A 24,715-nucleotide genomic window follows, 5' to 3' on the forward strand; every position below is an offset into this window, starting at 1 on the left:
GGCGCGTCAGTAGCGCGGGCGCTTGAACCAGGCGGCGCCGTTCGCATTGCCGACGAAGACCGCGATCAGGATGCCGAGCACCAGATGGATGATGCCGAAAATGGTGAACGGGTAGACGGCGAGGATCGCGGTCAGGATGCCGAAGACCAGCGCGGTCACGCGCAGGCCGCTGCCGCCGGAGGCGAACTTCACCGCCAGGACGGCCGCCCAGACGCCCCAGACCAGCGCGAGCACCGCGATGCCCCACAGCGCGCCGGTCGGGTAGTCGGCCAGCCCCTCGAAGGCCGGGTCGTCCTTGGCCTGGTCGACGGCGACGGCCGAGAAGGCGAAGAGGGCCGTGCCGATCACCTGGAAGCCGACGATCACCCAGAGCATGACCCGGGCGGCACCGACGGTGCCGGGCATCGTGGTGGGGGCGCCGCCGCCGTAGGGCTGCTGCACGGGCGGCGCCGACGGGTAGCCGTAGCCGGGCTGGCCCTGCTGCTGGGGATAGCCGTAGCCGGGCTGGCCCTGGGGCGGCTGCTGGGGGTGGCCGTAGCCCGGCTGGCCCTGGGGCTGCTGCTGGCCCTGCGGCGCACCGTAGGGGTTGTTCGGGTCGCCGAAACTCATGGCGGGACTTCCTCCGTCGCTGTCACGTGCGGGGACGGCGCGCGGCCCGGCTCGGAGGAGGTACGTCGTTGCGGTTCGTCCCCCCGGTACGGCCCCGCGGCACTGTGCACCCCAATCGTTCGTGACCGGTCTCGCGCTTGTCCAGCCCGGCAACGAGGTGTTGTGCAAGTGCAACCACGTCGATCACGGGCGGACGCGCGCGAAGTGTTCGATGATGTCGCTTTGCTGGCAATTTGACGGAGCTTTGTCGTCGATCCGCTGCCCGGCCGGTGTCCGGGCGGCCTCCGCTGACCGTCCGGATCATGACCGGATTGGAACCGGGGGCCGGTCATCCGCGAGGATGGGGGCATGACCGCCCAGATTCTCGATGGCAAGGCCACCGCAGCCGCGATCAAGTCCGAACTGACCGCCCGCGTGGCGGCGCTGAAGGAGAAGGGCGTCACGCCCGGCCTCGGCACGATCCTCGTCGGGGAGGACCCCGGCAGCCAGAAGTACGTAGCCGGCAAGCACCGCGACTGCGCCCAGGTCGGCATCGCCTCCATCCAGCGCGAGCTGCCCGCCACGGCGACGCAGGAGGAGATCGAGGCGGTCGTCCGCGAGCTGAACGAGGACCCGGCCTGCACCGGCTACATCGTCCAGCTCCCGCTGCCCCGGGGCATCGACGAGAACCGCATCCTGGAGCTGATGGACCCGGACAAGGACGCGGACGGCCTGCACCCGATGAACCTCGGCCGTCTCGTGCTGAACGAGCCGGCCCCCCTGCCCTGCACCCCGAACGGCATCCTCACCCTGCTGCGCCGCTACGGCGTGGAGATCAAGGGCGCCGAGGTCGTGGTGGTCGGCCGCGGTGTCACCATCGGCCGCCCGATGCCGCTGCTGCTCACCCGGCGCAGCGAGAACGCCACCGTGACCCAGTGCCACACCGGCACCCGCGACCTGGCCGCCCACCTCAAGCGCGCGGACATCGTCATCGCCGCCGCCGGCTCCCCGCACCTGGTCCGCCCCGAGGACGTGAAGCCGGGCGCCGCCGTCCTCGACGTCGGCGTCTCCCGCAACGCCGAGGGCAAGATCATGGGCGACGTCCACCCCGGCGTGGCCGAGGTCGCGGCCTGGATCTCCCCGAACCCGGGCGGCGTCGGCCCCATGACCCGCGCCCAGCTGCTCGTCAACGTGGTCGAGGCGGCGGAGCGCAGTGCCGGCTGACGACACACGCGCGGAGGACCAGGAGCGCGCCGAGAGCCGGAAGCGCGCCGGAGCCGAGGAACGTGCCGAAGCCGAGGAACGTGCCGAGGACCGTACGCGCGCGGAGGCGCCGGAGGCCCCCGAGCAGCAGGAGGAACTGACCGTCCGGGACCCCGTCAGCGCGCCCGGCGCCGACGGCAGGCCGCGTCGGTCCACCCGCCGGTTCCCCCTCTTCACCCGGGACACCGCGCGCCCCGAGGGCGGCGGCCGGGCCGCCACCGCCGACGCGCCCGCGCCCGCCCGGCAGTGGCCGATCCTGCTCGTGGTCGGCCTGGTCGGGATCGGCCTGCTGCTCAGCGCGCTGGACGTGTTCCGCTGGGGTCTGGTCCTGATCGGCGTCGCGCTGCTCGGCGGCGCCGTGCTCCGCTGGCTGCTGCCCGACGTCGGCATGCTCGCCGTGCGCTCGCGCTTCACCGACATCGCCACCTACGGCGTCCTCGGCCTCTCCATCGCCCTGCTGGCGCTGATGGCCCAGCCGAACCCGCTGCTGGAGATCCCGTTCCTGAAGGACACCCTGCACTTCACGGTGAGCTAGGAACGGGGCGCGACGGCCCGTCCTCCACCCCCGTGGAAGGACGGGCCGTCGCCGCGACCAACCCTCCTGTACGCGGAACGCCCTGTTCAACGCCTGGCAGGCCGCTGTGGCACGGAAGTGACCGTTCCGCTACTCCGTCACGCGAGCCGTGAAAAAGAGGGTTCGGTGCGGGGCACGGTGACGCCGGTGGGACACTGGACCGCGGGCCGGTGGGCGTGCGACGGTGCATGCCCACGGCCCCTGTGCTCCTGTGCGCCCCCACCCCGGGAACTGACTTCCTGACCGGGCGCATCCCTGTGGGTAGCCAGAACGAGGACTCCGCGCGGGACGCCGCGCGCGAGGACAACGGGGAACGAACAGCACGTCACCGGGGGGAAGAGGGGGAAGCAATGCCTCGTTGGAAGGCCTTGCCTGATGAACTCGATCCGCAGATCAAGGAGTTCACCAGCCAGCTGCGTCGACTCGTGGACCGCAGCGAGCTGGGCATCGCGTCGGTGGCCGACGCCACGGGCTACAGCAAGACGTCCTGGGAGCGTTATCTGAACGGCCGGCTGCTGGCGCCGAAGGGCGCCATCGTGGCCCTGGCCGAGGTGACGGGGACCAACCCCGTCCACCTGACCACCATGTGGGAGCTGGCGGAGCGTGCCTGGAGCCGCTCGGAGATGCGCCACGACATGACCATGGAGGCCATCCGGATCTCGCAGGCGCGCGCCGCGCTCGGCGAGCTGGGTACGCCCGCGGCCGCGTCGGGCAACGGCGGCAGGAGCGGCAGGGGAAGCCGCTCCGGCCGCCACGGCGGGGGAGCGACGGCCACGCCCGGGATCGCCGGGCCGGCCGGTGTCGCGCCCACCCTGCCGCCGGCGGTCCCCGTGCAGCCGACGGCCGCCGACAGCCCCGACTCCGCCGTCGGCACGGCGCGGGGCGGCGGTGCGCCGGGCTTCCCCTCCGCCCCGTCCTCCGGCGGCGCGACCGACGGCAACTCCTGGAACATGGCGGGGTACCGGGGACCGGCCCCGACCGGTGACCGCACGGCGCGGCCCGCGCACCCGGCGGGCACCCGTGGCGAGACGGGACCCGCGACCCCGCCGGCCACCCCCGCCCCGGGCCACCGGGGGACCCCCCGCGCGCACGGCGAGCCCTCGCGCGGCGGCTCCCGCTCGCGGAACGGGTCCGCCGGTGGCGGCAGCAAGCGGACGGGGACGTTCGTCGCCGGTGTCGTCGGCGTGCTCGTCGTGATCGCGGGCGCCTTCTTCCTGCTGAACGACGGCGGTGGCAAGAAGGACGAGGGCGCCGCGCCCTCCCCGTCGCCGACCGTCAGCAGCGACCCCGCGCTGCCGCCGGGCGTGAAGTGCGGCGGCGACGCCTGCACCGGCAAGGACCCGGAGGTCATGGGCTGCGGCGGCGACCTGGTGACCACCGCCGCGACCGCCACCGTCGGCACGGCCGCCGTGGAGGTCCGCTACAGCAAGACCTGCGGCACCGCGTGGGCCCGCGTCACCCAGGCCGCACAGGGCGACGAGGTCCAGGTGAGCGCGGACGGCAGGAACGCCCAGACGGGCGCCGTCACCGAGGCCGGCGACAGCGTCGCCTACACGCCGATGGTGGCGGTGAAGTCCCCGGCCGACGCCGAGGCGTGCGTGACGCTGGCCTCGGGCCAGAAGGGGTGCACGGAGTAGGCGGACGCCGGCTTCCGACGGGCCCGGACGGCGGCTCACGGCGGGCCGGAACGGTGCCTCCCGACGGGCCTGGACGGCGGCTCACGGCTGGCCCGGACGGTGGCTTCCGACGGGCCGGAACGGTGTCTCACGGCCGGCCCGGCCGGCGGCTTCCGACGGGCCCGAAAAGAAAATCCGCTCCGGACACGCATGGCTCGCGCCGAGTCGGGCACGCGAAAAGTACCCCCACGGGAGTCCGGCAACGGCACCCCCGAACGGCGGTCGCCTTCGTCCCTCCTCTCCCGGACAGGCGGCCGCCTCACTCATGTCCCCGCCCGCACCGCGCCGCGGCACCCGGGCCCTCGGCACCTCCGCCCCCCGGGCCCTCGCACCCCGGACCCTCGGCACTTCTCCGCCGCCCCCGCCCCCCCCGGGCCCCCGGCATCCCGGTCCGCGGGCGCCCGGGTGACCCGGTGGCGCCTGTGGGCCGGGCCACACCGGCCCGGACGTCCCGCGCACCGCGGGCGCGATAGCCTGACGGCTGCATGGATCTCTTGATACCAAGAGATCGATCAAACGCCCGGGGCAGGGACGCCCCACCGCCAGCTGTCATACGGAGAACGCCATGACCCGCACTCCCGTGAACGTCACCGTCACCGGCGCGGCCGGCCAGATCGGTTACGCCCTGCTCTTCCGCATCGCCTCCGGCCAGCTGCTCGGCGCGGACGTGCCGGTCAAGCTCCGCCTCCTGGAGATCACCCCGGCGCTCAACGCCGCCGCGGGCACCGCGATGGAGCTGGACGACTGCGCGTTCCCGCTGCTCCAGGGCATCGAGATCACCGACGACCCGAACGTCGCCTTCGACGGCGCCAACGTCGCCCTCCTCGTGGGCGCCCGCCCGCGCAGCAAGGGCATGGAGCGCGGTGACCTCCTGGAGGCCAACGGCGGCATCTTCAAGCCGCAGGGCAAGGCCATCAACGACCACGCCGCGGACGACATCAAGGTCCTCGTCGTCGGCAACCCGGCCAACACCAACGCCCTGATCGCCCAGGCCGCCGCCCCGGACGTACCGGCCGAGCGCTTCACCGCGATGACCCGCCTGGACCACAACCGCGCGCTGACCCAGCTCGCGAAGAAGACGGGCTCGTCGGTCACCGACATCAAGCGCCTGACCATCTGGGGCAACCACTCCGCCACCCAGTACCCGGACATCTTCAACGCCACCATCGCCGGCAAGAACGCCGCCGAGGTCGTGAGCGACGAGAAGTGGCTGGCCGAGGACTTCATCCCGACCGTCGCCAAGCGCGGCGCCGCCATCATCGAGGCCCGCGGCGCCTCGTCGGCCGCGTCCGCCGCCAACGCCGCCATCGACCACGTCCACACCTGGGTCAACGGCACCGCCGACGGCGACTGGGCGTCCATGGGCATCCCGTCCGACGGCTCCTACGGCGTCCCCGAGGGCCTCATCTCCTCCTTCCCGGTCACCTGCAAGGACGGCAAGTACGAGATCGTCCAGGGCCTGGAGATCAACGACTTCTCCCGCGCCCGCATCGACGCCTCCGTCCAGGAGCTGTCGGAGGAGCGCGACGCGGTCCGCGGTCTCGGCCTCATCTGATCCGCCGCACCGGCCCCCGGCACCGCCTCGCGGCGGTCCGGGGGCCGACGTGTTTCCCGGGTCCCCTGTCCCCGTTCGGGACGTGCGGGCCCGGCAGCTCCCCTATGCTGATGCCTCGTCAATTCGTCCGTCGACGACGACGGACTTCACGCGCATCGGGGGATCGGCGTGAGCACCGCCTACGTGCCGCAGCAACCACAGCCGGGCGACGCGGCCACACCGCCTGAACCCGCACCCGTCCCGCCGTACGCCAGCGAGGCCACCCGGCTGCTGTGCGCGGGTGCCTACCTCGACCCCGCCTACCGGGACCGCGTCATCGAGGAGCTGTACCTCGACGAGCAGCGGATCGTCGCGCCGTCCCTCGGCTTCGACGCGGCCCGGGTCCTCGCCCACGCCCTGCGGGCCCGCCGGCACGAGCTGCTGTGGTCGGCGGCCGTCATCGGGCTGTGGGTGGTGGGTCTGCCCCTCAGCGGCTGGCTGCTCGCCTTCTTCGTGTGGCCCAGCGTGCTGCTCGCCCTGGCCCCCTGGCTCCGCGGCCGCGCCGAGCAGCCGCCCCTGTACCGGCGGCTCGCGGCCTTCGTGGCCCGCTGGTGGGGCCGGCTGCAATTCGCCTTCTTCCTGTTCGTGCTCGTCGCCTTCGCGTTCGGCGGCGGCGAGGACGACTCCTCCTACGGATCGTCGTCGTACGGCCCCTACGACTCGGGCGGCGGCGACTGGCAGGAGGCCACGGACCTGCTGACCCCGTCCGTCGGGGGCGACCTGATCGAGGTGTGGCAGGCCTGGTTCGGGATCGCCGTCCTGGTGCTCATCGGGCTCTGCGTGGCCGCGCAGCGCAACCAGTTCGCCCGCGCGCTCGCTGCCGAGCTGTCCCCGGGACGCTTCCCGGACGCGGCCGGTGACCCGGCGGAGAAGGGCGACGGCGCCCGCTTCCAACGGGTGATGCGGCGCATCCGGCTGGAACAGCACGCGCCGCTGGTCATGTACAACGAGAAGCACCCCTTCTGCGGGGCGGGAGCGGCGTACGACACCTGGGTCCTGGCCGTCGAGCTGAAGCCGGACGACGAGAAGAAGCAGCAGCCGCTCAGCAACCGCGCGATCCTGGACCGCGTCCGGCCCATGATCGAACAGCTGCGTCTGCCCTCCGAGTTCGCGGGCGCCCAGGTGCGCGACCGGTTGCGCCGGCTGGAGATCGACGAGTGCGTCTTCCTCCCGGTGGAGGGACTGCTCGACCGCGAGCAGGCCCCGTACGGCTGGGAGCTGTTCGAGCAGCACCGGACGAGCGCCGTGGAGGAGGGCGCCGAGAAGCGGCGGCACTTCCTGCGCATCCGGGTCGGCGGCTGGGAGGAGGAGCTGGTCGTCACGGTCTTCGTGCGCCTGCACACGCAGGGCCGGATGCTGATGCTGGAGATCGCCCCGCACGTGCTGACGCCGGTGCGCGCGGACTTCAAGGACGCCGACCGCGCCACCCACCGGTTCCGCAACAACAACGTGCTGGGCAAGGCGGCCGGCGCCGTCGTCCTCGTGCCCGGGTCGGTGGGCCGCTCCCTGGTCACCCTCGGCCGCGGCGCGGTGTACGGCTGGCGGCTGCTGACCGGCGGCCACACCGGCGCGCTTCCCGCCGGGCCCGCGGTCTCCGTACGGGAGCTGGCCTCGACGCCCACCGGGTCGACCTTCCAGGAGATGGACGTCAGCCGCTACCTCCGGAGCATCCAGGACCGGGTCGGGCACGGGGTGCGGCTGGCCCTGGCCGACGCCGGTTACGAGACCGGCGAGTTCGTCCAGAAGATCGTGAACCTCAGCAACGGCAGCACCTACATCGGCAACGCGGAGGGGGCGACCTTCGCCGTCGGCGACAAGGCACACGTCTCGTCCACGTCGGGCGGCCCCGCGCCGCAGAAGGGATCCGGAAACCATGGCGGCACATGAGCCGAACGTCCACATCGGCAACGCGCAGGGGGCCACGTTCGCCGTCGGCGACAACGCGAACGTGACGGGCAACTACGGCACCGCGGCGGCGCGCGACGAGGCGGCCGAGGAGCTGCTGAAGGCGGTACGGGAGCTGCGCGCCGACCTGGCCCGCGTCCAGCGGACCGAGCGGACCGCCGAGCTGGACACCGCCCTCGCGGACACCGAGGAGGAGATCACCCGGACCGGCGCGACCCCCGAGGGCCGCCTCCAGCGGCTGCGGACCGCGCTCGAGGACACGCAGACCGCCCTGTCGCTGTTCGCGTCCTTCGGGACGGTGGCCGGGCTGCTGGGGATGTGAACCGATGAGCGGGGGACAGCAGCGGTACTGGAACGAGGCCGCCCAGCGCTGGGAGGACGCGGCGGGGAGCGCGACACCCGCCACCCCGCCGCCACCACCCCGGCCGGTGCCCGCGCCCGAGGCGCCCCGGACGCCCGCACCCCAGGCACCCCGTTCACCCCAGGAGCCTCGGCCACCCCGAGCGCCCCAGCCGCCGGGCCCCACCGGCGGGCCCGGCGGCTCGATGCCGGTACCGCCGCCGGTACCGCCGCCCGTCCCCGGCCCCTGGTCCGCGCCGGAGCTGCCGCACCCGGGTACGCCACCGCCCGGCTACCCGTCGCCCCGGGCCCCGGCCGGCACCGGCGGGCCCAGCCGCCGCCTTGTGTGGTCCGTGCTGGGCGGAGCCGCCGCGGCGGGAGCGGTGGTGGCCCTCGTGCTGACGCTGGTGGTCCCGGGGGACGACGGCACGGACGACCGCGGCGGCCGGCCGGCGGAGTCGGCGAGCGCCTCCGGGGGCGTGGATTCCCCGGCCCCCGAGCCCACCGCCCTGCGGACCGGAGAGACCGGCGAGACCGCAGGGACCGGGGAGCCCGGCGAGACAGCATCGCCCGGGGAGCCCTCGGGAGCGGTCACCGAGCCGCCCGACGGCTACGAGGTGCACGTCGACGAGGAGGGGTTCACCCTCGCCCGGCCCGCGGGCTGGGTGCGCGAGGAGCTGCCCTCGGAGTACGGCATGGGCGTGGTCAACTACCGCAGCTCCGACGGCGAGCGGCGGCTTCAGGTCTACCAGGTGGCGGAGTCCTCGCCCGCCGCGTCGTTCGAGCTGTTCCTCTCCGACGCCACACCCAAGGGGGACGGTTTCCGCAGGCTCTCCCTGGAGACACTGGACGACGGCGACTTCACCGGCTCGCGGCTGGAGTACCTCGTCGACTCCATCAGGAGGGAGCCCGACATCGGACCCTGGCACGTCGTGGACGAGCGTTTCGTGGCCGCCGACGGCGAGGTGTACGCCATCGCCGCCTACGGAGCCGACGCGGACGGCCGGGAGGACGAGCGCGAGCTCCTGCGGACGGCGCTCGGCCACTTCTGCCCGCCGTCCGCCGCCTGCGCGCCGGCCACCGGTGAGCAGTAGCGGGCCACCGGACCCCGACCGCCCGTCGCGCGGGTGATGTATTCCGTTCTGCCCGATTGTTCAGTGACCCGGCGCACTTCCGGCCCCCGATCCGCATGCATCGGGGGCCAAAGGGCATGAGCCCCCGGTCCCGTGGACGACACGCGTGTGACTCACGGGCGCTGAACAGGAACGGAAGGCATTCATCGATCATGGCGGACAGTACGGAACTTCAGGCACGCGAGACGATCCACGCCGACGGCCGGTGGCGGGCGGCCGTCTCGGGCGGCACCCGCGAGATCCTCGACCCCGCGGACGGCCTGCCCTTCGCCGTGGTCGCGGAGGGCGACGAGCAGGACGCCGACCTCGCGGTGGCCGCCGCCCGGCGCGCCTTCGACGAGGGGGAGTGGCCGCACACCCCGGTCGCCGCCCGCGCCGCCCTGCTGCGCCGCGCGGCCGACCTCCTGGTCCGCGACCGCGAGCGGCTCGGCCTGCTGGAGAGCCGCGACGCGGGCAAGACGGTGGAGGAGGGGCGGGTCGACATCGACTGCGTCGCCGACGCCTTCCGCTACTTCGCGGACCTGGTCGCCGGCGAGGCCCCCGGCCGGGTCGTCGACGCCGGCTCACCCGACATCCACAGCGTCGTCGTGCACGAACCGGTCGGCGTCTGCGCGATGATCACGCCCTGGAACTACCCCCTGCTCCAGGCCAGCTGGAAGATCGCCCCGGCGCTCGCCGCCGGCAACACGTTCGTGATCAAGCCCAGCGAGATCACCCCGCTCACCACCGTCGCCCTGATCGACCTGCTGGTCGAGGCCGGCCTCCCCGCGGGCGTGGCGAACATCGTCACCGGCCCCGGCCACACGGTCGGCGCCCGACTCGCCGAGCACCCCGGCGTCGACCTGGTCTCCTTCACCGGCGGCCTGGTCAGCGGCACCAAGGTCGCCCGGGCCGCCGCCGTCACCGTCAAGAAGGTCGCCCTCGAACTGGGCGGCAAGAACCCCAACGTCGTCTTCGCCGACGCCTGCGCGACCGAGGAGGGCTTCGACACCGCCGTCGACCAGGCCCTCAACGCCGCCTTCATCCACAGCGGGCAGGTCTGCTCGGCGGGCGGCCGCCTGATCGTCGAGGAGTCGGTCCGCGAACGCTTCGTCACCGAACTCGCCCGCCGCGCCGAACGCATCCGCCTCGGCCGCGGCACCGAGGAAGGCGTCGAGTGCGGACCGCTCGTCTCCGAGCAGCAGCGCGCCAGGACCGAGGAGTTCGTCGCCTCCGCCCTCGCCGAGGGCGCCGAACTGCGCTGCGGCGGCAAGCGTCCCGCGCCCTCACCCCAGCGGCCGGAGAGCGGCTACTTCTACGAGCCGACCGTCCTCGACCACTGCCACCGCGGGATGCGGGTCGTACGGGAGGAGGTCTTCGGGCCGGTCCTCACCGTCGAGACCTTCCGCACGGAGGACGAGGCGGTAGCCCTCGCCAACGACACCGAGTACGGTCTGGCCGGTGCCGTCTGGACCGCCGACGCGGGACGGGCCCGCCGGGTCGCCGGCCGGCTGCGGCACGGCACCGTCTGGATCAACGACTTCCACCCCTACCTGCCGCAGGCCGAGTGGGGCGGCTTCGGCAAGAGCGGAGTCGGCCGCGAACTGGGCCCCGCGGGCCTCGCCGAGTACCGCGAGAGCAAGCACGTCTACCAGAACCTCGCCCCCGAGCCCGTCCGCTGGTTCGCCGGCTGACCGCACCCGCTCCCCGCGCAGCGTCCCCGTCCCCGTACCCCTCTCCGCGTCCCCGCACCATCCGCTCGCCCCCACTGGAGTACCTCCATGCCAGAGACCACCCACGTCTACGACTACGTCGTCATCGGCGGCGGCACGGCGGGCTCGGTGATCGCCTCCCGCCTCACCGAGAACCCGGACACCACCGTCGCCGTCATCGAGGGCGGCCCCAGCGACGTCGGCCGCGACGACGTGCTGACCCTGCGCCGCTGGATGGGCCTGCTCGGCGGCGAGCTGGACTACGACTACCCGACCACCGAGCAGCCACGCGGCAACTCGCACATCCGGCACAGCCGCGCCCGGGTGCTCGGCGGCTGCTCCTCGCACAACACCCTCATCGCCTTCAAGCCGCTGCCGTCCGACTGGGACGAGTGGGAGGCCGCCGGCGCCGAGGGCTGGGGCGCGGTGCCGATGGAGGCGTACTACGCGCGGCTGAAGAACAACATCGTCCCGGTCGACGAGAAGGACCGCAACGCCATCGCCCGCGACTTCGTCGACGCCGCGCAGAAGGCGCTGGAGGTCCCGAGGATCGAGGGCTTCAACAAGAAGCCGTTCACCGAGGGCGTCGGCTTCTTCGACCTCGCCTACCACCCCGAGGACAACAAGCGGTCCTCGGCCTCGGTGGCGTACCTGCACCCGGTGATGGACGAGCGCCCCAACCTCACCCTCATGCTGGAGACCTGGGCGTACCGGCTGGAGCTGGACGGCACCCGCGCCGAAGGCGTCCACGTGCGCACCAAGGACGGCGAGGAGATCCTCGTCCGGGCCCGCAACGAGGTCGTGCTCTGCGCCGGCGCGGTCGACTCGCCGCGCCTGCTGCTGCACTCCGGCATCGGCCCGCGGGCCGACCTGGAGGCGCTCGGCATACCCGTGGCGCTCGACCTGCCCGGCGTCGGCGAGAACCTGCTCGACCACCCCGAGTCGGTGATCGTGTGGGAGACCCACGGCCCCCTCCCGGACAACTCCGCGATGGACTCCGACGCCGGCCTGTTCGTGCGCCGCGATCCCGAACACGCGGGCCCCGACCTGATGTTCCACTTCTACCAGATCCCGTTCACGGACCACCCGGAGCGCCTCGGCTACGAACGCCCGGCGCACGGCGTCTCGATGACACCGAACATCCCCAAGCCGAAGAGCCGCGGCCGCCTCTACCTCACCAGCGCCGACCCCGAGGCCAAACCGGCCCTGGACTTCCGCTACTTCACCGACGAGGACGACCACGACGGCCGCACCCTCGTCGACGGCATCCGCATCGCCCGCGAGGTCGCCGCGTCCGAACCGCTGGCCGGCTGGCTGAGGCGCGAGGTCTGCCCCGGCCCGGACGTCACCGGCGACAAGGAGCTGAGCGAGTACGCCCGCAAGGTCGCCCACACCGTCTACCACCCGGCGGGCACCTGCCGGATGGGCGCCGCCACCGACGAGCAGGCCGTCGTCGACCCCGAGCTGCGCGTGCGCGGACTGACCGGCCTGCGGATCGCCGACGCCTCCGTGTTCCCGACCATGCCCGCCGTGAACCCGATGATCGGCGTGCTCATGGTCGGGGAGCGCGCCGTCGAGCTGATCGGTGGTGACCACCGATGACCACGACCGTCAACGACACCGCCGCCGAGCGTCCCCCGGTCTTCGCCGTCGAGGGCCTGTGGAAGGTCTTCGGCCCCAAGGCCGCCCGCGTCCCCGCCGACCCGGAACTGGCCGCCCTGAGCCCGGCCGAGCTGCGTACCCGCACCGGCTGCACGGCCGCCGTGGCGGACGTCTCCTTCGACGTGCGCAAGGGCGAGGTCTTCGTCGTCATGGGCCTGTCCGGCTCCGGCAAGTCCACCCTGGTGCGCTGTCTGACCCGGCTGATCGAGCCGACCGCGGGCTCCATCGCCATCGACGGCGAGGACGTCCGCGCCATGGACCGGTCCCGGCTGCGCGCCCTGCGCCGCCACCGCGCCGCGATGGTCTTCCAGCACTTCGGCCTGCTCCCGCACCGCACGGTCCTCGACAACGTGGCCTACGGCCTGGAGGTCCAGGGCGTGGGGCGCGCCGAACGCCGCGAGCGCGCCGCCGCCGTCGTCGCCAAGGTCGGCCTGGAGGGCCTGGAGCACCGCCGCCCCGGCCAGCTCTCCGGCGGTCAGCGGCAGCGCGTCGGACTGGCCCGCGCCCTCGCCGTCGACCCCGAGGTGCTGCTCTTCGACGAGCCGTTCAGCGCGCTCGACCCGCTGATCCGGCGGGACATGCAGGAGGAGGTCGTCCGGCTGCACCGCGAGGAGGGCCGCACGATGGTCTTCATCACCCACGACCTCCAGGAAGCGCTCAAGCTGGGCGACCGCATCGCCCTGATGCGCGACGGCCGCGTGGTGCAGCTCGGCACCCCCGAGGAGATCGTCGGCTCACCCGCCGACGACTACGTCCGCGCGTTCGTCCGCGACGTCCCGCGCGAGCAGGTGCTCACCGTCCGGACGGCCGTGCGCCCCGCCGCCTCCGCCGACGAGGCCGGCAACGGACCGGCGCTCCGGCCCGACGCCACCGTGTCGGAGGCCATCGAGGCCGTCGCCCGGGCCGGCACCCCGGCCCGCGTCATGGACGCCGGACGCTGCCTCGGCGTGGTCGACGCGGACGCGCTGCTCGGCGTCGTGGCCGGCACGGAACGCCCCGGGGAGGCTGATGCCCCCGGCCCGGACCCCGTCGGGGAGGCGGATCAGCGCAAGGAGGCGGTCTGATGGCAACGGCCACCGCCCCCGCCGCCCGCCCCGCGCTCCCCGGCGTCCTCGGTCGCCCGGCCGTCCGCAAGCTGATGGTCCTCGCGGTCGCCGCCGCCGTCCTCGTCCCCCTCGCCGTCGCCCGGTGGGGCGGCGCCACCTGGCCGGACGCCCTCACCGTCGACGTCTCCGGACCGCTCGGCGAGGCCAGCGACTGGATCATCGACCACCGCGACAGCCACCCGCTGTTCCTCCACTTCCTCGGCCACGTCAGCAACGTCGTCGTCATCGCCGTACGCGCCGTGTACCTCGCCCTCCTCGCCGTCGGCTGGGCCGGGGTCACCGCGATCGGCGCCCTGGTCGCCTGGCGCGCGGCCGGCCTGCGCCTCGCGCTGGGCACCGCCGCCGCGTTCCTGGCCTGCGGCCTGCTCGGCATGTGGGTGCCGACCATGCAGACCCTGGCCCTGATGGTCGTCGCCGTCCTCGCGTCGGTCGCCGTCGGCGCCCTGCTCGGGCTCGCCGCCGGCCTGTCCGACCGGATGGACCGCCTGCTGCGCCCGGTGCTCGACACCATGCAGGTGCTGCCCGCCTTCGCCTACCTCCTCCCCGTCGTCCTGGTCTTCGGCATCGGCGTGCCCGCCGCGGTCCTCGCCACCGTCGTCTACGCCGCGCCGCCCATGGCCCGGCTCACCTCGCTCGGCCTGCGCGGCGCCGACAAGGAGGTCCTGGAGGCCGTCGAGTCCCTCGGCACCACCGCCCGCCAGCGGCTGCTGACCGCCCGCATCCCGCTGGCCCGCAAGGACCTCCTCCTCGGCGTCAACCAGACGATCATGATGGCGCTCTCCATGGCGGTCATCGCGTCCGTCATCGGCGCCGGCGGCCTCGGCGACCGCGTCTACCAGGCGCTGGCCTCGGTCGACGTCGGCGCCGCCCTCGCGGCGGGCATCCCGATCGTGCTGCTCGCCGTCGTCCTGGACCGCGTGACCGGCGCGGCGGGAGAGCGGCTCGGCGGGACCGGCACGTCCCCGCTGACCTGGCTGTACGTCCTCGTCGCCGCCGCGGCCGTGGCGGTCGCCGGACGGATCGCCGGGTTCCTGGACTGGCCCGAGGCCTGGGAGGTGGACATCGCCGAGCCCGTCAACCGGGCCGTCGACTGGATGACCGCCCACCTGTACTCAGGGGTGCCCGTCGTCGGCGGCACCGCCGACTGGGCCGCGCACTTCACCAGCTGGGTCCTCAACCCGCTCCGGGACGGCCTCCAGTGGCTGCCCTGGTGGTCCGTCCTGCTGGCCGTCGCCGCCCTGGCCTGGCTGATCGGCACCTGGCGCACGGCGCTCACCGCGGTCCTCGCCATGGCCGCGATCGGCGTGCTCGGCGTGTGGGAACCGTCCCTGGACACGCTCTCCCAGGTCCTCGCGGCCGTCGCCGTGACGCTGGTCGTCGGTTTCGCCGCGGGCATCGCCGCCGCCCGCAGCGACCGCTTCGAACGCCTGCTGCGACCCGTACTGGACGTCTTCCAGACCATGCCGCAGTTCGTCTACCTGATCCCGGTCGTGGCCCTCTTCGGCGTCGGGCGCGCGCCCGCCGTGGCCGCCGCGGTCGTCTACGCCCTCCCGGCCGTCGTCCGCATCACCGCCCAGGGGCTGCGCCAGGTCGACCCGGCCGCCATGGAGTCGGCCCGCTCGCTCGGCGCCACCAGCGGACAGCAGCTGCGGCAGGTGCAGCTCCCGCTGGCCCGCCGGTCGCTGCTGCTCGCCGTCAACCAGGGCGTCGTCCTGGTCCTCGCCGTCGTCATCATCGGCGGCCTGGTCGGCGGCGGGGCCCTCGGCTACCAGGTCGTCTTCGGTCTGGCCCAGGGCGACCTGGCGACCGGACTGGTGGCCGGCGCGGCGATCGTCTGCCTCGGCCTGATGCTCGACCGGGTCACCCAGCCGTCCGAACGACGTACGAAGAAGGGGGCCTGAGATGTCCCGCAAGCGGATCACGGCCGCCGCCGCCGTGCTGGTACTGGCCACCGGCTGCGGCGCCGCCGACATGACGCAGCAGGCGTCCCCGTTCGCGAACGCGCAGGGCGCGAGGACGGTCACCCTGTCCGTGCAGTCCTGGGTCGGCGCCCAAGCCAACGTGGCCGTCGCCCAGTACCTGCTGGAGCACGAACTCGGCTACCGCGTCGACACCGTCCAGGTCGACGAGGTCCCCGCCTGGGACGCGCTCAGCCAGGGCCGCGTCGACGCCATCCTGGAGGACTGGGGCCACCCCGAGCAGGAACAGCGCTACGTCCGGGACAAGCGGACCATCGCCCCCGGCGGCGACCTCGGCGTCACCGGGCACATCGGCTGGTTCGTCCCGACGTACTTCGCGAAGGAGCACCCGGACGTCACGGACTGGAAGAACCTCGACAAGTACGCCGACCTCATGCGCACCGCGGAGAGCGGCGGCAAGGGCCAGCTGCTGGACGGCTCCCCGTCCTACGTCACCAACGACAAGGCCCTGGTGGACAACCTGGACCTGGACTACCAGGTCGTCTTCGCCGGCTCCGAGGCCGCCCAGATCACCCAGATCCAGCAGTTCGCCAAGGAGAAGAAGCCCTTCCTGACCTACTGGTACACCCCCCAGTGGCTGTTCGAGAAGGTGCCGATGACGGAGGTGAAGCTGCCCCCGTACGAGGAGGGCTGCGACGCCGACCCGGCGAAGGTCGACTGCGCCTACCCGGTGACCCCGTTGCAGAAGTACCTCAACGCCGACTTCGCGAAGGACGGCGGCAAGGCGGCGGAGTTCCTGAAGAGGTTCAGGTGGACCACCGAGGACCAGAACCAGGTCTCCCTGATGATCGCCGAGCAGAAGATGCGGCCCGACGAGGCGGCGAGGAAGTGGGTGGACGGCCACGAGTCCGTCTGGAAGCGCTGGCTCCCCTGACGGCCGCCCACGCCCGGCCCCGGCCGGCACCCGGACGACCCGGCCCCGGGCCCGCCCCCGCGGCGGACCCGGGGCCGGGGCCGCTCACCAGTCGTCGCTGCCGGGCGGGATGCGCCGGCCGACCATCAGCCGGTTCCAGCTGTTGATCGCGGCGATCAGCCCCAGCAGGTGGGCCAGCGCGGTGGTGTCGAAGTGCCGGGAGGCCTCCTCGTACACCTCGTCCGGCACGAAGCCGTCCGTCAGCACGGTCACCGCCTCGGTGAGCGCCAGCGCGGCCCGCTCCCGGGCGTCGAAGACCTCCCCGGCCTCCTCCCAGGCGTCCAGCAGACCGAGCTGCCGTTCATCCACCCCCTGCTTCCGGGCGATGCCGAGGTGCAGGTCCAGACAGAACGCGCAGCGGTTGAGCTGCGAGGCGCGGATCTGCACCAGCTCGGCGAGGGCCGGGTCGCCCAGGCCCCGCTTGGCGGCGGCGCCCAGTTCCCGCAGTGCGGAACGGACGCCGTCGGCCAGGAAGGTGGTGCGGGCCGTCACGCGTACTGGCCCGGCGTGTAGTGCCCCGGCGTCAGCCGGCAGCTCACGCCGAACCGGTTCCAGGCGTTGATCACCGTGATCGCGGCGATCAGGTGGGCCATCTCCGTCTCGTCGAAGAACTTCGCGGCCCGCTCGTACACGTCGTCCGGCACGAACCCGTCCGTGAGCACGGTGACCGCCTCGGTCAGCTCGATCGCGGCCAGCTCCCGCTCCGTGTAGAAGTGCCGCGACTCCTCCCAGGCGGCGAGCTGCACGATCCGCTCCACGCTCTCGCCGGCCGCCAGCGCGTCCTTGGTGTGCATGTCGAGGCAGAACGCGCAGTGGTTGAGCTGGGAGGCGCGGATCTTCACCAGTTCCTTCACCTTGGGGTCGAGACCCTGGCCCGCGGCCTTGTCCAGCCGCAGCATCGCCTTCCAGACCTCGGGGGCGTGCTTGGCCCACTCCAGCCGGGGCGCCTGCTCGGGAGCGAAGGAGTCGGCAGCGGCGGCCGTGCCCGCCGGGTTCGTCGTCTGCGTCGTGTCCGTCGTGTTCATCGCGTTCGTCGTCATGCTTCGAGACTAGAAGCGGGGCAGCCCAGGAGTATGGTCCATTCCCATGGGGAAACCGTGGGCCACTTTCGGCGTCGACCTGCACCTCGACCGCTCCGGGCCCGGGCTGCGCCGCGGCCTCACCGACGCCCTGCGCGAGGCCGTCCGCGGGGGCAGGCTGGCCCCCGGCACCCGGCTGCCCTCCTCCCGCTCCCTCGCCGCCGACCTGGGCGTGGCCCGCAACACCGTGGCCGAGGTCTACGCCGACCTGGTCGCCGAGGGCTGGCTCACCGCCCGCCAGGGTTCCGGCACCCGGGTCGCCGAACGGACACCGGCCGCACCCCGCCACCGCCCGGCCCGCCCCGCCCCGCACCGCCGGGAGCCCGCCCCGCCCGCCTACGACCTCGTCCCCGGCACCCCCGAACTCGCCTCGTTCCCCCGCACCCAGTGGCTGCGGGCGGCCCGCCGCGCCCTGACCGCCGCACCCGACCGGGCCCTCGGCTACGGCGACCCCCGCGGCCGTGTCGAGCTGCGCACCGCGCTCGCCGGCTACCTCTCCCGCGCCCGGGGCGTGCGCGCCGACCCCGACCGGATCGTCGTCTGCTCCGGCTTCCTCGGCGGACTCGGTGTCCTCGCCGACGTGCTGCACCGCCGGGGAGCACGCTCCCTCGCGGTGGAGTCCTACGGCCTGCCCCACCACCGCCGGCTGCTCGGGCGCGCGGGCTTCGCCGTGCCGCCGCTGCCCTTCGACGACCGCGGCACCCGCCTGCCGGACGAACGGCTCACCGCCCGGGCCGTGCTGCTGACGCCCTCCCACCAGTTCCCGCTGGGCATGCCGCTGCTCCCGGAGCGCCGCACGGCACTGACCGACTGGGCCCGCGCCACCGGCGGCCTGGTCCTGGAGGACGACTACGACGGCGAACTCCGCTACGACCGCCAGCCCGTCGGCGCCCTCCAGGGACTGGACCCCGACCGCGTCGTCTACCTGGGCACCGCCAGCAAGTCCCTCGCCCCCGCCCTGCGCCTGGGCTGGCTGGTGCTGCCCGCGTCGCTCGTCGAGGAGACCATGGACGCCATGGCCGGGCGCACCCCGGGCGTCCTCGACCAGCTGACCCTCGCGGAGTTCATCGGCTCCGGGGACTACGACCGGCACGTGCGGGCCGCCCGGCTGCGCTACCGGCGCCGCCGCGACGCCCTGGTCGCCGCCCTCGCCGAGCGCGCCCCCGAGGTGCGGGTCACCGGCATCGCCGCGGGACTGCACGCCGTCCTCCGGCTGCCGCCGGGCACCGAGCAGCAGGTCGTCCGGGCCGCCGCCTGGCACGGGCTGGCGGTGCACGGCATGTCCACCTTCCGGCATCCCGAGGCGGCCGTCCCCCCGCTGGACGCCCTCGTGGTCGGCTACGGCACCCCGCCCGACCACGCCTGGGCGGGGGCGCTGGACGCGCTGTGCCGGGCGCTGCCGTAGGAGTCCGGGGCAGGTGGCCGCCGGGCAGCCTGCCGCCGGGTCACCGGCCCGGTGCGGATGCGCACGGCACCCCGGCGGACGCCTTCCGGTAGTCTTGCCCCCGGGCCGTGACTGGCGCGCTGGGATGGACCAACCATCGGGGAGCGGCCCGAGCAACGAGTGCCGTGCGCCTGGGCCGTCCGTACCGTGAACGCTGAACACAACGTCCGGAGGCCCCCGTGTCCGCAGAGCGCACCCCCGAGTCCACCGCCTACCGAGCCGCCCTCGACGTCATCCGCGCCGTCGAGCCGCGCGTGGCCGACGCGATCGGCCAGGAGGTCGCCGACCAGCGCGAGATGCTCAAGCTGATCGCCTCGGAGAACTACGCCTCCCCGGCCACCCTGCTGACCATGGGCAACTGGTTCAGCGACAAGTACGCCGAGGGCACCGTCGGCCGCCGCTTCTACGCCGGCTGCCGCAATGTCGACACCGTCGAGTCGCTGGCCGCCGAGCACGCTCGCGAGCTCTTCGGCGCCCGGCACGCCTACGTCCAGCCGCACTCCGGCATCGACGCCAACCTCGTCGCCTTCTGGGCCGTCCTCGGTGCCCGCGTCGAGGTGCCCTTCCTGGAGAAGACCGGTGCCCGACAGGTCAACGACCTGACCGACGCCGACTGGGCCGAGCTGCGCCGCGCCTTCGGCAACCAGCGCATGCTCGGCATGTCCCTGGACGCCGGCGGCCACCTCACCCACGGCTTCCGCCCCAACATCTCCGGCAAGATGTTCGACCAGCGCTCCTACGGCACCGACCCGGCGACCGGCCTCATCGACTACGAGGCCCTGCGCGCCTCGGCCCGCGAGTTCAAGCCGCTGATCATCGTCGCCGGGTACTCCGCCTACCCCCGGCTGGTGAACTTCCGGATCATGCGCGAGATCGCCGACGAGGTCGGCGCGACCCTCATGGTCGACATGGCGCACTTCGCCGGTCTCGTCGCGGGCAAGGTCCTCACCGGTGACTTCGACCCGGTCCCGCACGCCCAGATCGTGACGACGACCACCCACAAGTCGCTGCGCGGCCCGCGCGGCGGCATGGTCCTGTGCGACGACTCCCTCAAGGACCAGGTCGACCGCGGCTGCCCGATGGTCCTCGGCGGCCCGCTCCCGCACGTCATGGCCGCCAAGGCCGTCGCCCTCGCCGAGGCCCGCCGGCCCGCGTTCCAGGACTACGCCCAGCGCATCGTCGACAACGCCCGCGCCCTCGCCGAGGGCCTGATGAAGCGCGGCGCCACCCTGGTCACCGGCGGCACCGACAACCACCTGAACCTGATCGACGTGGCCTCCTCCTACGGCCTCACCGGCCGCCAGGCCGAGGCCGCCCTCCTCGACTCCGGCATCGTCACCAACCGCAACGCGATCCCGGCCGACCCGAACGGCGCCTGGTACACCTCCGGCATCCGCATCGGCACCCCGGCGCTCACCACGCGGGGCCTCGGCACGGCGGAGATGGACGAGGTCGCGGGCCTGATCGACCGTGTCCTGACCGCCGCCGAGGCCGGCACCACCAAGTCCGGCGCCCCCTCCAAGGCCTCCCACGTCCTCGACGCGAAGACCGCCGACGAGATCTCCCGCCGGGCGACCGACCTGGTGGCGGGCTTCCCGCTGTACCCGGAGATCGACCTCGGCTGACGGCTCCGACCAGGGGAACGAGCCGCGGGTGGAACCTGAGAGAATGGTGTGCATGGCGACTGACCGACCCCGCGTGCTCTCCGGAATCCAGCCCACCGCAGGCTCGTTCCACCTCGGCAACTACCTCGGCGCCGTCCGCCAGTGGGTGGCGCTCCAGGAGACCCACGACGCGTTCTACATGGTCGTCGACCTGCACGCGATCACGGTGCCGCAGGACCCGAAGGAGCTGCGCGCCAACACCCGGCTCGCCGTCGCCCAGTTGCTGGCCGCCGGTCTGGACCCGGACCGCTGCACGCTCTTCGTCCAGAGCCACGTCCCCGAGCACGCCCAGCTCGCCTGGGTCATGAACTGCCTCACCGGCTTCGGCGAGGCGAGCCGCATGACCCAGTTCAAGGACAAGTCCGCCAAGCAGGGCGCCGAGCGCGCCTCCGTCGGCCTGTTCACGTACCCCGTCCTCCAGGTCGCGGACATCCTGCTCTACCAGGCGAACGAGGTCCCGGTCGGCGAGGACCAGCGCCAGCACATCGAGCTGACCCGCGACCTGGCCGAGCGCTTCAACGGCCGCTTCGGCGAGGCCTTCACCGTCCCCTCCCCGTACATCCTCAAGGAGACGGCGAAGATCTACGACCTCCAGGACCCGTCGATCAAGATGAGCAAGTCGGCGTCGACGCCGAAGGGCCTGATCAACCTCCTGGACGAGCCCAAGGCCACCGCGAAGAAGGTCAGGAGCGCGGTCACCGACACGGACACCGTGATCCGCTTCGACCCGGTGGAGAAGCCGGGCGTCAGCAACCTGCTCTCCATCTACTCGGTGCTCACCGGCGCGGGCGTCGCCGAGCTGGAGGAGAAGTACGCGGGCAAGGGCTACGGCGCGCTCAAGACGGACCTCGCCGAGGTCATGGTCGAGTTCGTGACCCCCTTCCGGGAGCGCACCCAGCAGTACCTGGACGACCCGGAGACGCTGGACTCGATCCTGGCCAAGGGCGCGGAGAAGGCGCGCGCCGTCGCCGCGGAGACCCTCGCCCGGACCTACGACATGGTGGGCTTCCTGCCCGCCAAGCACTGATCGAGCACCGAGCAAGCACTGAGCACGGCCTCGCACCCCAGTACGGGTCCCAGTACACCCGTGCGCCCCGGTACGCCGTCACAGCGCTGCACATCACTCCGGTTGCGCCTGCCCAGGGCACGGCCGTGGCCGTACAGTCGATAGCCGGGTGTCCGACACCGCGACACACCACCAGTGACACGGAACGACAGGAGACGACGTGGGGACCGTAACGATCGGCGTGTCGATCGCGGTCCCGGAGCCTCACGGCAGCCAGCTCCAGCAGCTGCGCGCGGGCTTCGGCGACGCCGCTGCTCACGGTATCCCCACGCACGTCACCCTGCTGCCGCCGACCGAGGTCGACGGCGCCGCGCTGCCCGCGATCGAGGTCCATCTCGCGGAGGTCGCGGCGCGCGGCCGACCCTTCCCGATGCGGCTGTCCGGCACCGGGACCTTCCGCCCGCTGTCGCCGGTGGTCTACGTCCAGGTGGTCGAGGGCGCCGCGGCCTGCTCCTGGCTCCAGAAGCGCGTCCGGGACACCTCCGGACCGATCCCCCGCGAACTCCAGTTCCCGTACCACCCGCACGTCACCGTGGCGCACGGCATCGAGGAGGCGGCGATGGACCGCGCCTACGAGGAGCTGGCCGACTACGAGGCCCAGTGGCCCTGCACCGGCTTCGCGCTCTACGAGCAGGGCGCCGACGGGGTGTGGCGCAAGCTGCGGGAGTTCCCCTTCGGCAGCGCCACGGTCCCCCCGCAGACGGGGCGCGTGGAGAGCGGCTCCCTGCCCGCCCGCTAGCCCCGCTCAGACCGGCAGCCGCCGGAACACCGCCCGCGGCAGGTGCCGCAGCGCCGACATCACCACCCGCAGCGCGCCGGGCACCCACACCGTCTCCGAGCGCCGCCGCAGCCCCAGCTCGATCGCCGTGGCGACCGCCTCGGGCGTCGTGGCCAGCGGCGCCTCCTCCAGCCCCGCGGTCATCCGCGACCGCACGAACCCGGGGCGCACGACCATGACGTGCACACCGGTGCCGTGCAGCGCGTCGCCGAGGCCCTGGGCGAAGGCGTCCAGGCCGGCCTTGCTGGAGCCGTAGATGAAGTTGGCGCGGCGGGCCCGCTCACCGGCCACGGAGGAGAGCACCACCAGGGAGCCGTGGCCCTGGGCCTGGAGGGCACGGGCGCTGACCAGCCCGGCCGAGACCGCCCCGGTGTAGTTGGTCTGCGCCACCCGCACGGCGTTCAGCGGCTCGCGCTCGTCGTGCGCCTGGTCGCCCAGGATGCCGAAGGCGAGCAGCACCAGGTCGACGTCGCCCTCGGCGAAGACCTTGCCGAGCGCCGCCTCGTGGGACTCGGGATCGAGCGCGTCGAAGGCGACGGTGCGCACCTCGGCGCCCAGGCCGCGCAGCTGCTCGGCCGCCCCGTCCAGGGCGGGGGAGGGGCGGCCGGCCAGCCAGACCGTGCGGGTGCGGCGGGCCACGAGACGGCGCGCGGTGGCGAGCGCGATCTCGGACGTACCGCCGAGGACGAGAAGGGACTGGGGGATGCCGAAGGCGTCCTTCATCACAGCTCCTGATTGCCTAGAGGTGGAGGCGGCGGGCCAGGTCGGAGACGAAAACGCCGCGCGGGTCCAGCTCGGCCCGCAGGGCGCGGAAGTCGTCCAGCCGCGGGTACATCGCGTCGAGCAGTTCGGGCCGCAGCCGGGAGTCCTTGGCGAGGTAGACCCGGCCGCCGGCCTGGGCGACCTCCTCGTCGAGTTCGTCGAGGAAGGCACCGAGTCCCGGCAGCCCCGCCGGGACGTCCAGGGCGAGGGTCCAGCCGGGCACGGGGAAGGACAGCCACCCCGGATCGGCGTCCCCGAACCGTTTGAGGACGGCGAGGAACGACGGGCAGCGGTGCTCCGAGATACGCCGCACGATCCGGCGCAGGGCGTCCTCCCGCCCGTGGCCGACGACGAACTGGTACTGCACGAAACCGCCGCGGCCGTAGACCCGGTTCCAGTGCGGGACGCCGTCCAGGGGGTGGAAGAACGTGGAGATCCGCTGGAGCTGGCCGGTGCGCCGGCGGGGGGCCCGGCGGTACCACAGCTCGTTGAACAGGCCCACCGTCGTCCGGCTCAGCAGGCCGTCGGGGACGAGGTCGGGAGCGGCCGGCAGGCGGGAGGTGCGGAAGGCCAGCGGCGCCCGCCGGGCCCGCCCGTGCTCGGGCAGCGCGTCCAGCGGGGCGTGGTCGCCGCGGGTGAGCACCGCCCGGCCGGTCGCCGCGCCGCGGGCGAGGAGGTCGATCCAGGCGACCGAGTAGCGGTAGCGGTGGTCGGTGGCCGTGAGGCGGGCCATCAGGTCGTCGAGGTCGCCGGCGCGCTCGGTGTCGACCGACATCAGGGAGGTCCCGACCGGCTGGAGCCGCACGGTGGCGGTGAGGATCACGCCGGTCAGGCCCATCCCGCCGGCGGTGGCGTCGAACAGGGGCGTGCCCTGCTCCACGGTGCGGACCCGGCCGTCGGCGGTGAGCAGCTCGAACGCCGGCACGTGCCGGGCGAAGGACCCCGACACGTGGTGGTTCTTGCCGTGGATGTCCGCGCCGATCGCCCCGCCGACCGTCACGTAGCGGGTGCCGGGCGTCACCGGTACGAACCAGCCGAGCGGCAGCAGGACCTCCATCAGCCGGTGCAGGGAGACGCCCGCGTCGCACAGCACGGTGCCGCCGGCGACGTCGACGGCGTGGATGCGGTCCAGGCCCGTCATGTCCAGCACGGCGCCGCCCGCGTTCTGCGCGGCGTCCCCGTACGCCCGTCCCAGGCCCCGCGCGATGCCGCCGCGGGCCCCGCAGTCCCGTACGGCGTCGGCGGCCTCCTGGTACGTCCGGGGGCGGATCAGCCGGGCGGCGGTGGGCGCGGTGCGGCCCCAGCCGGTGACCGGTCCCCACATGGTGTCGGGGCCCTCTTCGGCGGCGGGAACGGTGTCGGCAGACATGCCGGTGACCGTATCGCCCCCATGAGGGCGATCAGTTCTAGAACATCCTGTTCATACCCGAAACGGGTGATTAATGGTATGTCGCTCCATCATGCCGGACTTCCCACGGCGTCGGCGTGAACAGTGAGGA

General features: G+C 73.5%; 21 protein-coding genes and 1 riboswitch. Of the genes, 16 read left to right on the forward strand and 5 right to left on the reverse strand.

Features of this window, described 5'->3' with window-relative positions; genetic code table 11:
* Positions 1–6 precede the first annotated feature (6 nt).
* Positions 7–609 (reverse strand): hypothetical protein, encoded by a 603-nt coding sequence (locus AC07FV_RS28625; protein WP_383641294.1) that lies wholly within the window; start codon positions 607–609, stop codon positions 7–9.
* Between the two features lie 348 nt (positions 610–957).
* Between AC07FV_RS28625 and AC07FV_RS28630 the strand changes: the two genes are divergently transcribed.
* From AC07FV_RS28630 to AC07FV_RS28685, 12 genes are all read left to right on the forward strand, one after another.
* On the forward strand, positions 958–1,812 hold the full coding sequence (locus AC07FV_RS28630) for a bifunctional methylenetetrahydrofolate dehydrogenase/methenyltetrahydrofolate cyclohydrolase (RefSeq protein WP_384695107.1): 855 nt from the start codon (positions 958–960) through the stop codon (positions 1,810–1,812).
* Positions 1,813–1,948: 136 nt separating this feature from the next.
* On the forward strand, positions 1,949–2,386 hold the full coding sequence (locus AC07FV_RS28635; RefSeq protein WP_479090367.1) for a DUF3017 domain-containing protein: 438 nt from the start codon (positions 1,949–1,951) through the stop codon (positions 2,384–2,386).
* Between the two features lie 389 nt (positions 2,387–2,775).
* Entirely contained in the window at positions 2,776–4,062 is a 1,287-nt protein-coding gene (locus tag AC07FV_RS28640) for a helix-turn-helix domain-containing protein (protein WP_479090244.1), read from the forward strand.
* Between the two features lie 604 nt (positions 4,063–4,666).
* Positions 4,667–5,656 (forward strand): malate dehydrogenase, encoded by a 990-nt coding sequence (locus AC07FV_RS28645; protein WP_383641288.1) that lies wholly within the window; start codon positions 4,667–4,669, stop codon positions 5,654–5,656.
* Between the two features lie 168 nt (positions 5,657–5,824).
* A complete protein-coding gene (locus AC07FV_RS28650; protein ID WP_479090245.1) occupies positions 5,825–7,582 on the forward strand; it encodes a hypothetical protein in 1,758 nt (585 codons plus the stop codon).
* The gene (locus AC07FV_RS28655) at positions 7,569–7,922 is read left to right on the forward strand and encodes a hypothetical protein (RefSeq protein WP_479090247.1); all 354 of its coding nucleotides are present in this window, start codon (positions 7,569–7,571) and stop codon (positions 7,920–7,922) included. The genes AC07FV_RS28650 and AC07FV_RS28655 overlap by 14 nt, the downstream gene beginning before the upstream one ends.
* Positions 7,923–7,926: 4 nt before the next feature.
* Positions 7,927–9,033 (forward strand): hypothetical protein, encoded by a 1,107-nt coding sequence (locus AC07FV_RS28660; protein WP_479090249.1) that lies wholly within the window; start codon positions 7,927–7,929, stop codon positions 9,031–9,033.
* A gap of 191 nt (positions 9,034–9,224) precedes the next feature.
* On the forward strand, positions 9,225–10,745 hold the full coding sequence (locus AC07FV_RS28665) for an aldehyde dehydrogenase family protein (protein ID WP_479090251.1): 1,521 nt from the start codon (positions 9,225–9,227) through the stop codon (positions 10,743–10,745).
* Positions 10,746–10,832: 87 nt separating this feature from the next.
* A complete protein-coding gene (locus AC07FV_RS28670; protein ID WP_479090252.1) occupies positions 10,833–12,365 on the forward strand; it encodes a GMC family oxidoreductase in 1,533 nt (510 codons plus the stop codon).
* Positions 12,362–13,489 (forward strand): quaternary amine ABC transporter ATP-binding protein, encoded by a 1,128-nt coding sequence (locus AC07FV_RS28675; RefSeq protein ID WP_479090253.1) that lies wholly within the window; start codon positions 12,362–12,364, stop codon positions 13,487–13,489. The genes AC07FV_RS28670 and AC07FV_RS28675 overlap by 4 nt, the downstream gene beginning before the upstream one ends.
* On the forward strand, positions 13,489–15,432 hold the full coding sequence (locus tag AC07FV_RS28680; RefSeq protein WP_479090255.1) for an ABC transporter permease: 1,944 nt from the start codon (positions 13,489–13,491) through the stop codon (positions 15,430–15,432). Before AC07FV_RS28675 ends, AC07FV_RS28680 begins: the two co-directional genes overlap by 1 nt.
* 1 nt (position 15,433) lies before the next feature.
* Positions 15,434–16,384 (forward strand): ABC transporter substrate-binding protein, encoded by a 951-nt coding sequence (locus AC07FV_RS28685; RefSeq protein ID WP_479090256.1) that lies wholly within the window; start codon positions 15,434–15,436, stop codon positions 16,382–16,384.
* Positions 16,385–16,468: 84 nt separating this feature from the next.
* Here the strand turns inward: AC07FV_RS28685 and AC07FV_RS28690 are convergent, their stop codons facing one another.
* Together AC07FV_RS28690 and AC07FV_RS28695 are read right to left on the reverse strand one after the other, a co-directional pair.
* Positions 16,469–16,915, reverse strand: a complete 447-nt coding sequence (locus AC07FV_RS28690; protein ID WP_479090258.1) for a carboxymuconolactone decarboxylase family protein — start codon at positions 16,913–16,915, stop codon at positions 16,469–16,471.
* A complete protein-coding gene (locus AC07FV_RS28695) occupies positions 16,912–17,463 on the reverse strand; it encodes a carboxymuconolactone decarboxylase family protein (protein ID WP_479090259.1) in 552 nt (183 codons plus the stop codon). Before AC07FV_RS28695 ends, AC07FV_RS28690 begins: the two co-directional genes overlap by 4 nt.
* Before the next feature lie 46 nt (positions 17,464–17,509).
* Between AC07FV_RS28695 and pdxR the strand changes: the two genes are divergently transcribed.
* The 4 genes from pdxR to AC07FV_RS28715 all read left to right on the forward strand — a co-directional run bounded on the left by pdxR (position 17,510) and on the right by AC07FV_RS28715 (position 22,415).
* Complete coding sequence (pdxR, locus tag AC07FV_RS28700; RefSeq protein WP_479090260.1) at positions 17,510–18,907, forward strand: MocR-like pyridoxine biosynthesis transcription factor PdxR; 1,398 nt, start codon at positions 17,510–17,512, stop codon at positions 18,905–18,907.
* Between the two features lie 97 nt (positions 18,908–19,004).
* Positions 19,005–19,090: riboswitch (ZMP/ZTP riboswitch) on the forward strand.
* Positions 19,091–19,125: 35 nt separating this feature from the next.
* On the forward strand, positions 19,126–20,571 hold the full coding sequence (locus AC07FV_RS28705; RefSeq protein WP_383641251.1) for a glycine hydroxymethyltransferase: 1,446 nt from the start codon (positions 19,126–19,128) through the stop codon (positions 20,569–20,571).
* A 52-nt stretch (positions 20,572–20,623) separates the two neighbouring features.
* Positions 20,624–21,637: a tryptophan--tRNA ligase gene (gene trpS / locus AC07FV_RS28710; RefSeq protein WP_383641248.1), complete on the forward strand. Its 1,014-nt coding sequence runs from the start codon at positions 20,624–20,626 to the stop codon at positions 21,635–21,637.
* 199 nt (positions 21,638–21,836) lie between these two features.
* The gene (locus AC07FV_RS28715) at positions 21,837–22,415 is read left to right on the forward strand and encodes a 2'-5' RNA ligase family protein (protein WP_479090261.1); all 579 of its coding nucleotides are present in this window, start codon (positions 21,837–21,839) and stop codon (positions 22,413–22,415) included.
* Between the two features lie 6 nt (positions 22,416–22,421).
* Here the strand turns inward: AC07FV_RS28715 and AC07FV_RS28720 are convergent, their stop codons facing one another.
* Together AC07FV_RS28720 and AC07FV_RS28725 are read right to left on the reverse strand one after the other, a co-directional pair.
* A complete protein-coding gene (locus AC07FV_RS28720) occupies positions 22,422–23,177 on the reverse strand; it encodes a decaprenylphospho-beta-D-erythro-pentofuranosid-2-ulose 2-reductase (protein WP_479023837.1) in 756 nt (251 codons plus the stop codon).
* A gap of 16 nt (positions 23,178–23,193) precedes the next feature.
* A complete protein-coding gene (locus tag AC07FV_RS28725) occupies positions 23,194–24,585 on the reverse strand; it encodes an FAD-binding protein (protein WP_479090263.1) in 1,392 nt (463 codons plus the stop codon).
* Positions 24,586–24,715 lie beyond the last annotated feature (130 nt).

This window comes from Streptomyces sp. NPDC045956, assembly GCF_056430705.1.

What these genes read in the sequence shown, in the direction of transcription:
- AC07FV_RS28695 (WP_479090259.1), bottom strand. Translation starts at nt 17,463, where the DNA reads ATGACGACGAACGCGATGAACACGACGGACACGACGCAGACGACGAAC.
- AC07FV_RS28630 (WP_384695107.1), top strand. Translation starts at nt 958, where the DNA reads ATGACCGCCCAGATTCTCGATGGCAAGGCCACCGCAGCCGCGATCAAG.
- AC07FV_RS28725 (WP_479090263.1), bottom strand. Translation starts at nt 24,585, where the DNA reads ATGTCTGCCGACACCGTTCCCGCCGCCGAAGAGGGCCCCGACACCATG.
- AC07FV_RS28685 (WP_479090256.1), top strand. Translation starts at nt 15,434, where the DNA reads ATGTCCCGCAAGCGGATCACGGCCGCCGCCGCCGTGCTGGTACTGGCC.
- AC07FV_RS28645 (WP_383641288.1), top strand. Translation starts at nt 4,667, where the DNA reads ATGACCCGCACTCCCGTGAACGTCACCGTCACCGGCGCGGCCGGCCAG.
- AC07FV_RS28655 (WP_479090247.1), top strand. Translation starts at nt 7,569, where the DNA reads ATGGCGGCACATGAGCCGAACGTCCACATCGGCAACGCGCAGGGGGCC.
- AC07FV_RS28665 (WP_479090251.1), top strand. Translation starts at nt 9,225, where the DNA reads ATGGCGGACAGTACGGAACTTCAGGCACGCGAGACGATCCACGCCGAC.
- AC07FV_RS28680 (WP_479090255.1), top strand. Translation starts at nt 13,489, where the DNA reads ATGGCAACGGCCACCGCCCCCGCCGCCCGCCCCGCGCTCCCCGGCGTC.
- pdxR (WP_479090260.1), top strand. Translation starts at nt 17,510, where the DNA reads ATGGGGAAACCGTGGGCCACTTTCGGCGTCGACCTGCACCTCGACCGC.
- AC07FV_RS28640 (WP_479090244.1), top strand. Translation starts at nt 2,776, where the DNA reads ATGCCTCGTTGGAAGGCCTTGCCTGATGAACTCGATCCGCAGATCAAG.
- AC07FV_RS28670 (WP_479090252.1), top strand. Translation starts at nt 10,833, where the DNA reads ATGCCAGAGACCACCCACGTCTACGACTACGTCGTCATCGGCGGCGGC.
- AC07FV_RS28660 (WP_479090249.1), top strand. Translation starts at nt 7,927, where the DNA reads ATGAGCGGGGGACAGCAGCGGTACTGGAACGAGGCCGCCCAGCGCTGG.
- AC07FV_RS28675 (WP_479090253.1), top strand. Translation starts at nt 12,362, where the DNA reads ATGACCACGACCGTCAACGACACCGCCGCCGAGCGTCCCCCGGTCTTC.
- AC07FV_RS28625 (WP_383641294.1), bottom strand. Translation starts at nt 609, where the DNA reads ATGAGTTTCGGCGACCCGAACAACCCCTACGGTGCGCCGCAGGGCCAG.
- AC07FV_RS28720 (WP_479023837.1), bottom strand. Translation starts at nt 23,177, where the DNA reads ATGAAGGACGCCTTCGGCATCCCCCAGTCCCTTCTCGTCCTCGGCGGT.
- trpS (WP_383641248.1), top strand. Translation starts at nt 20,624, where the DNA reads ATGGCGACTGACCGACCCCGCGTGCTCTCCGGAATCCAGCCCACCGCA.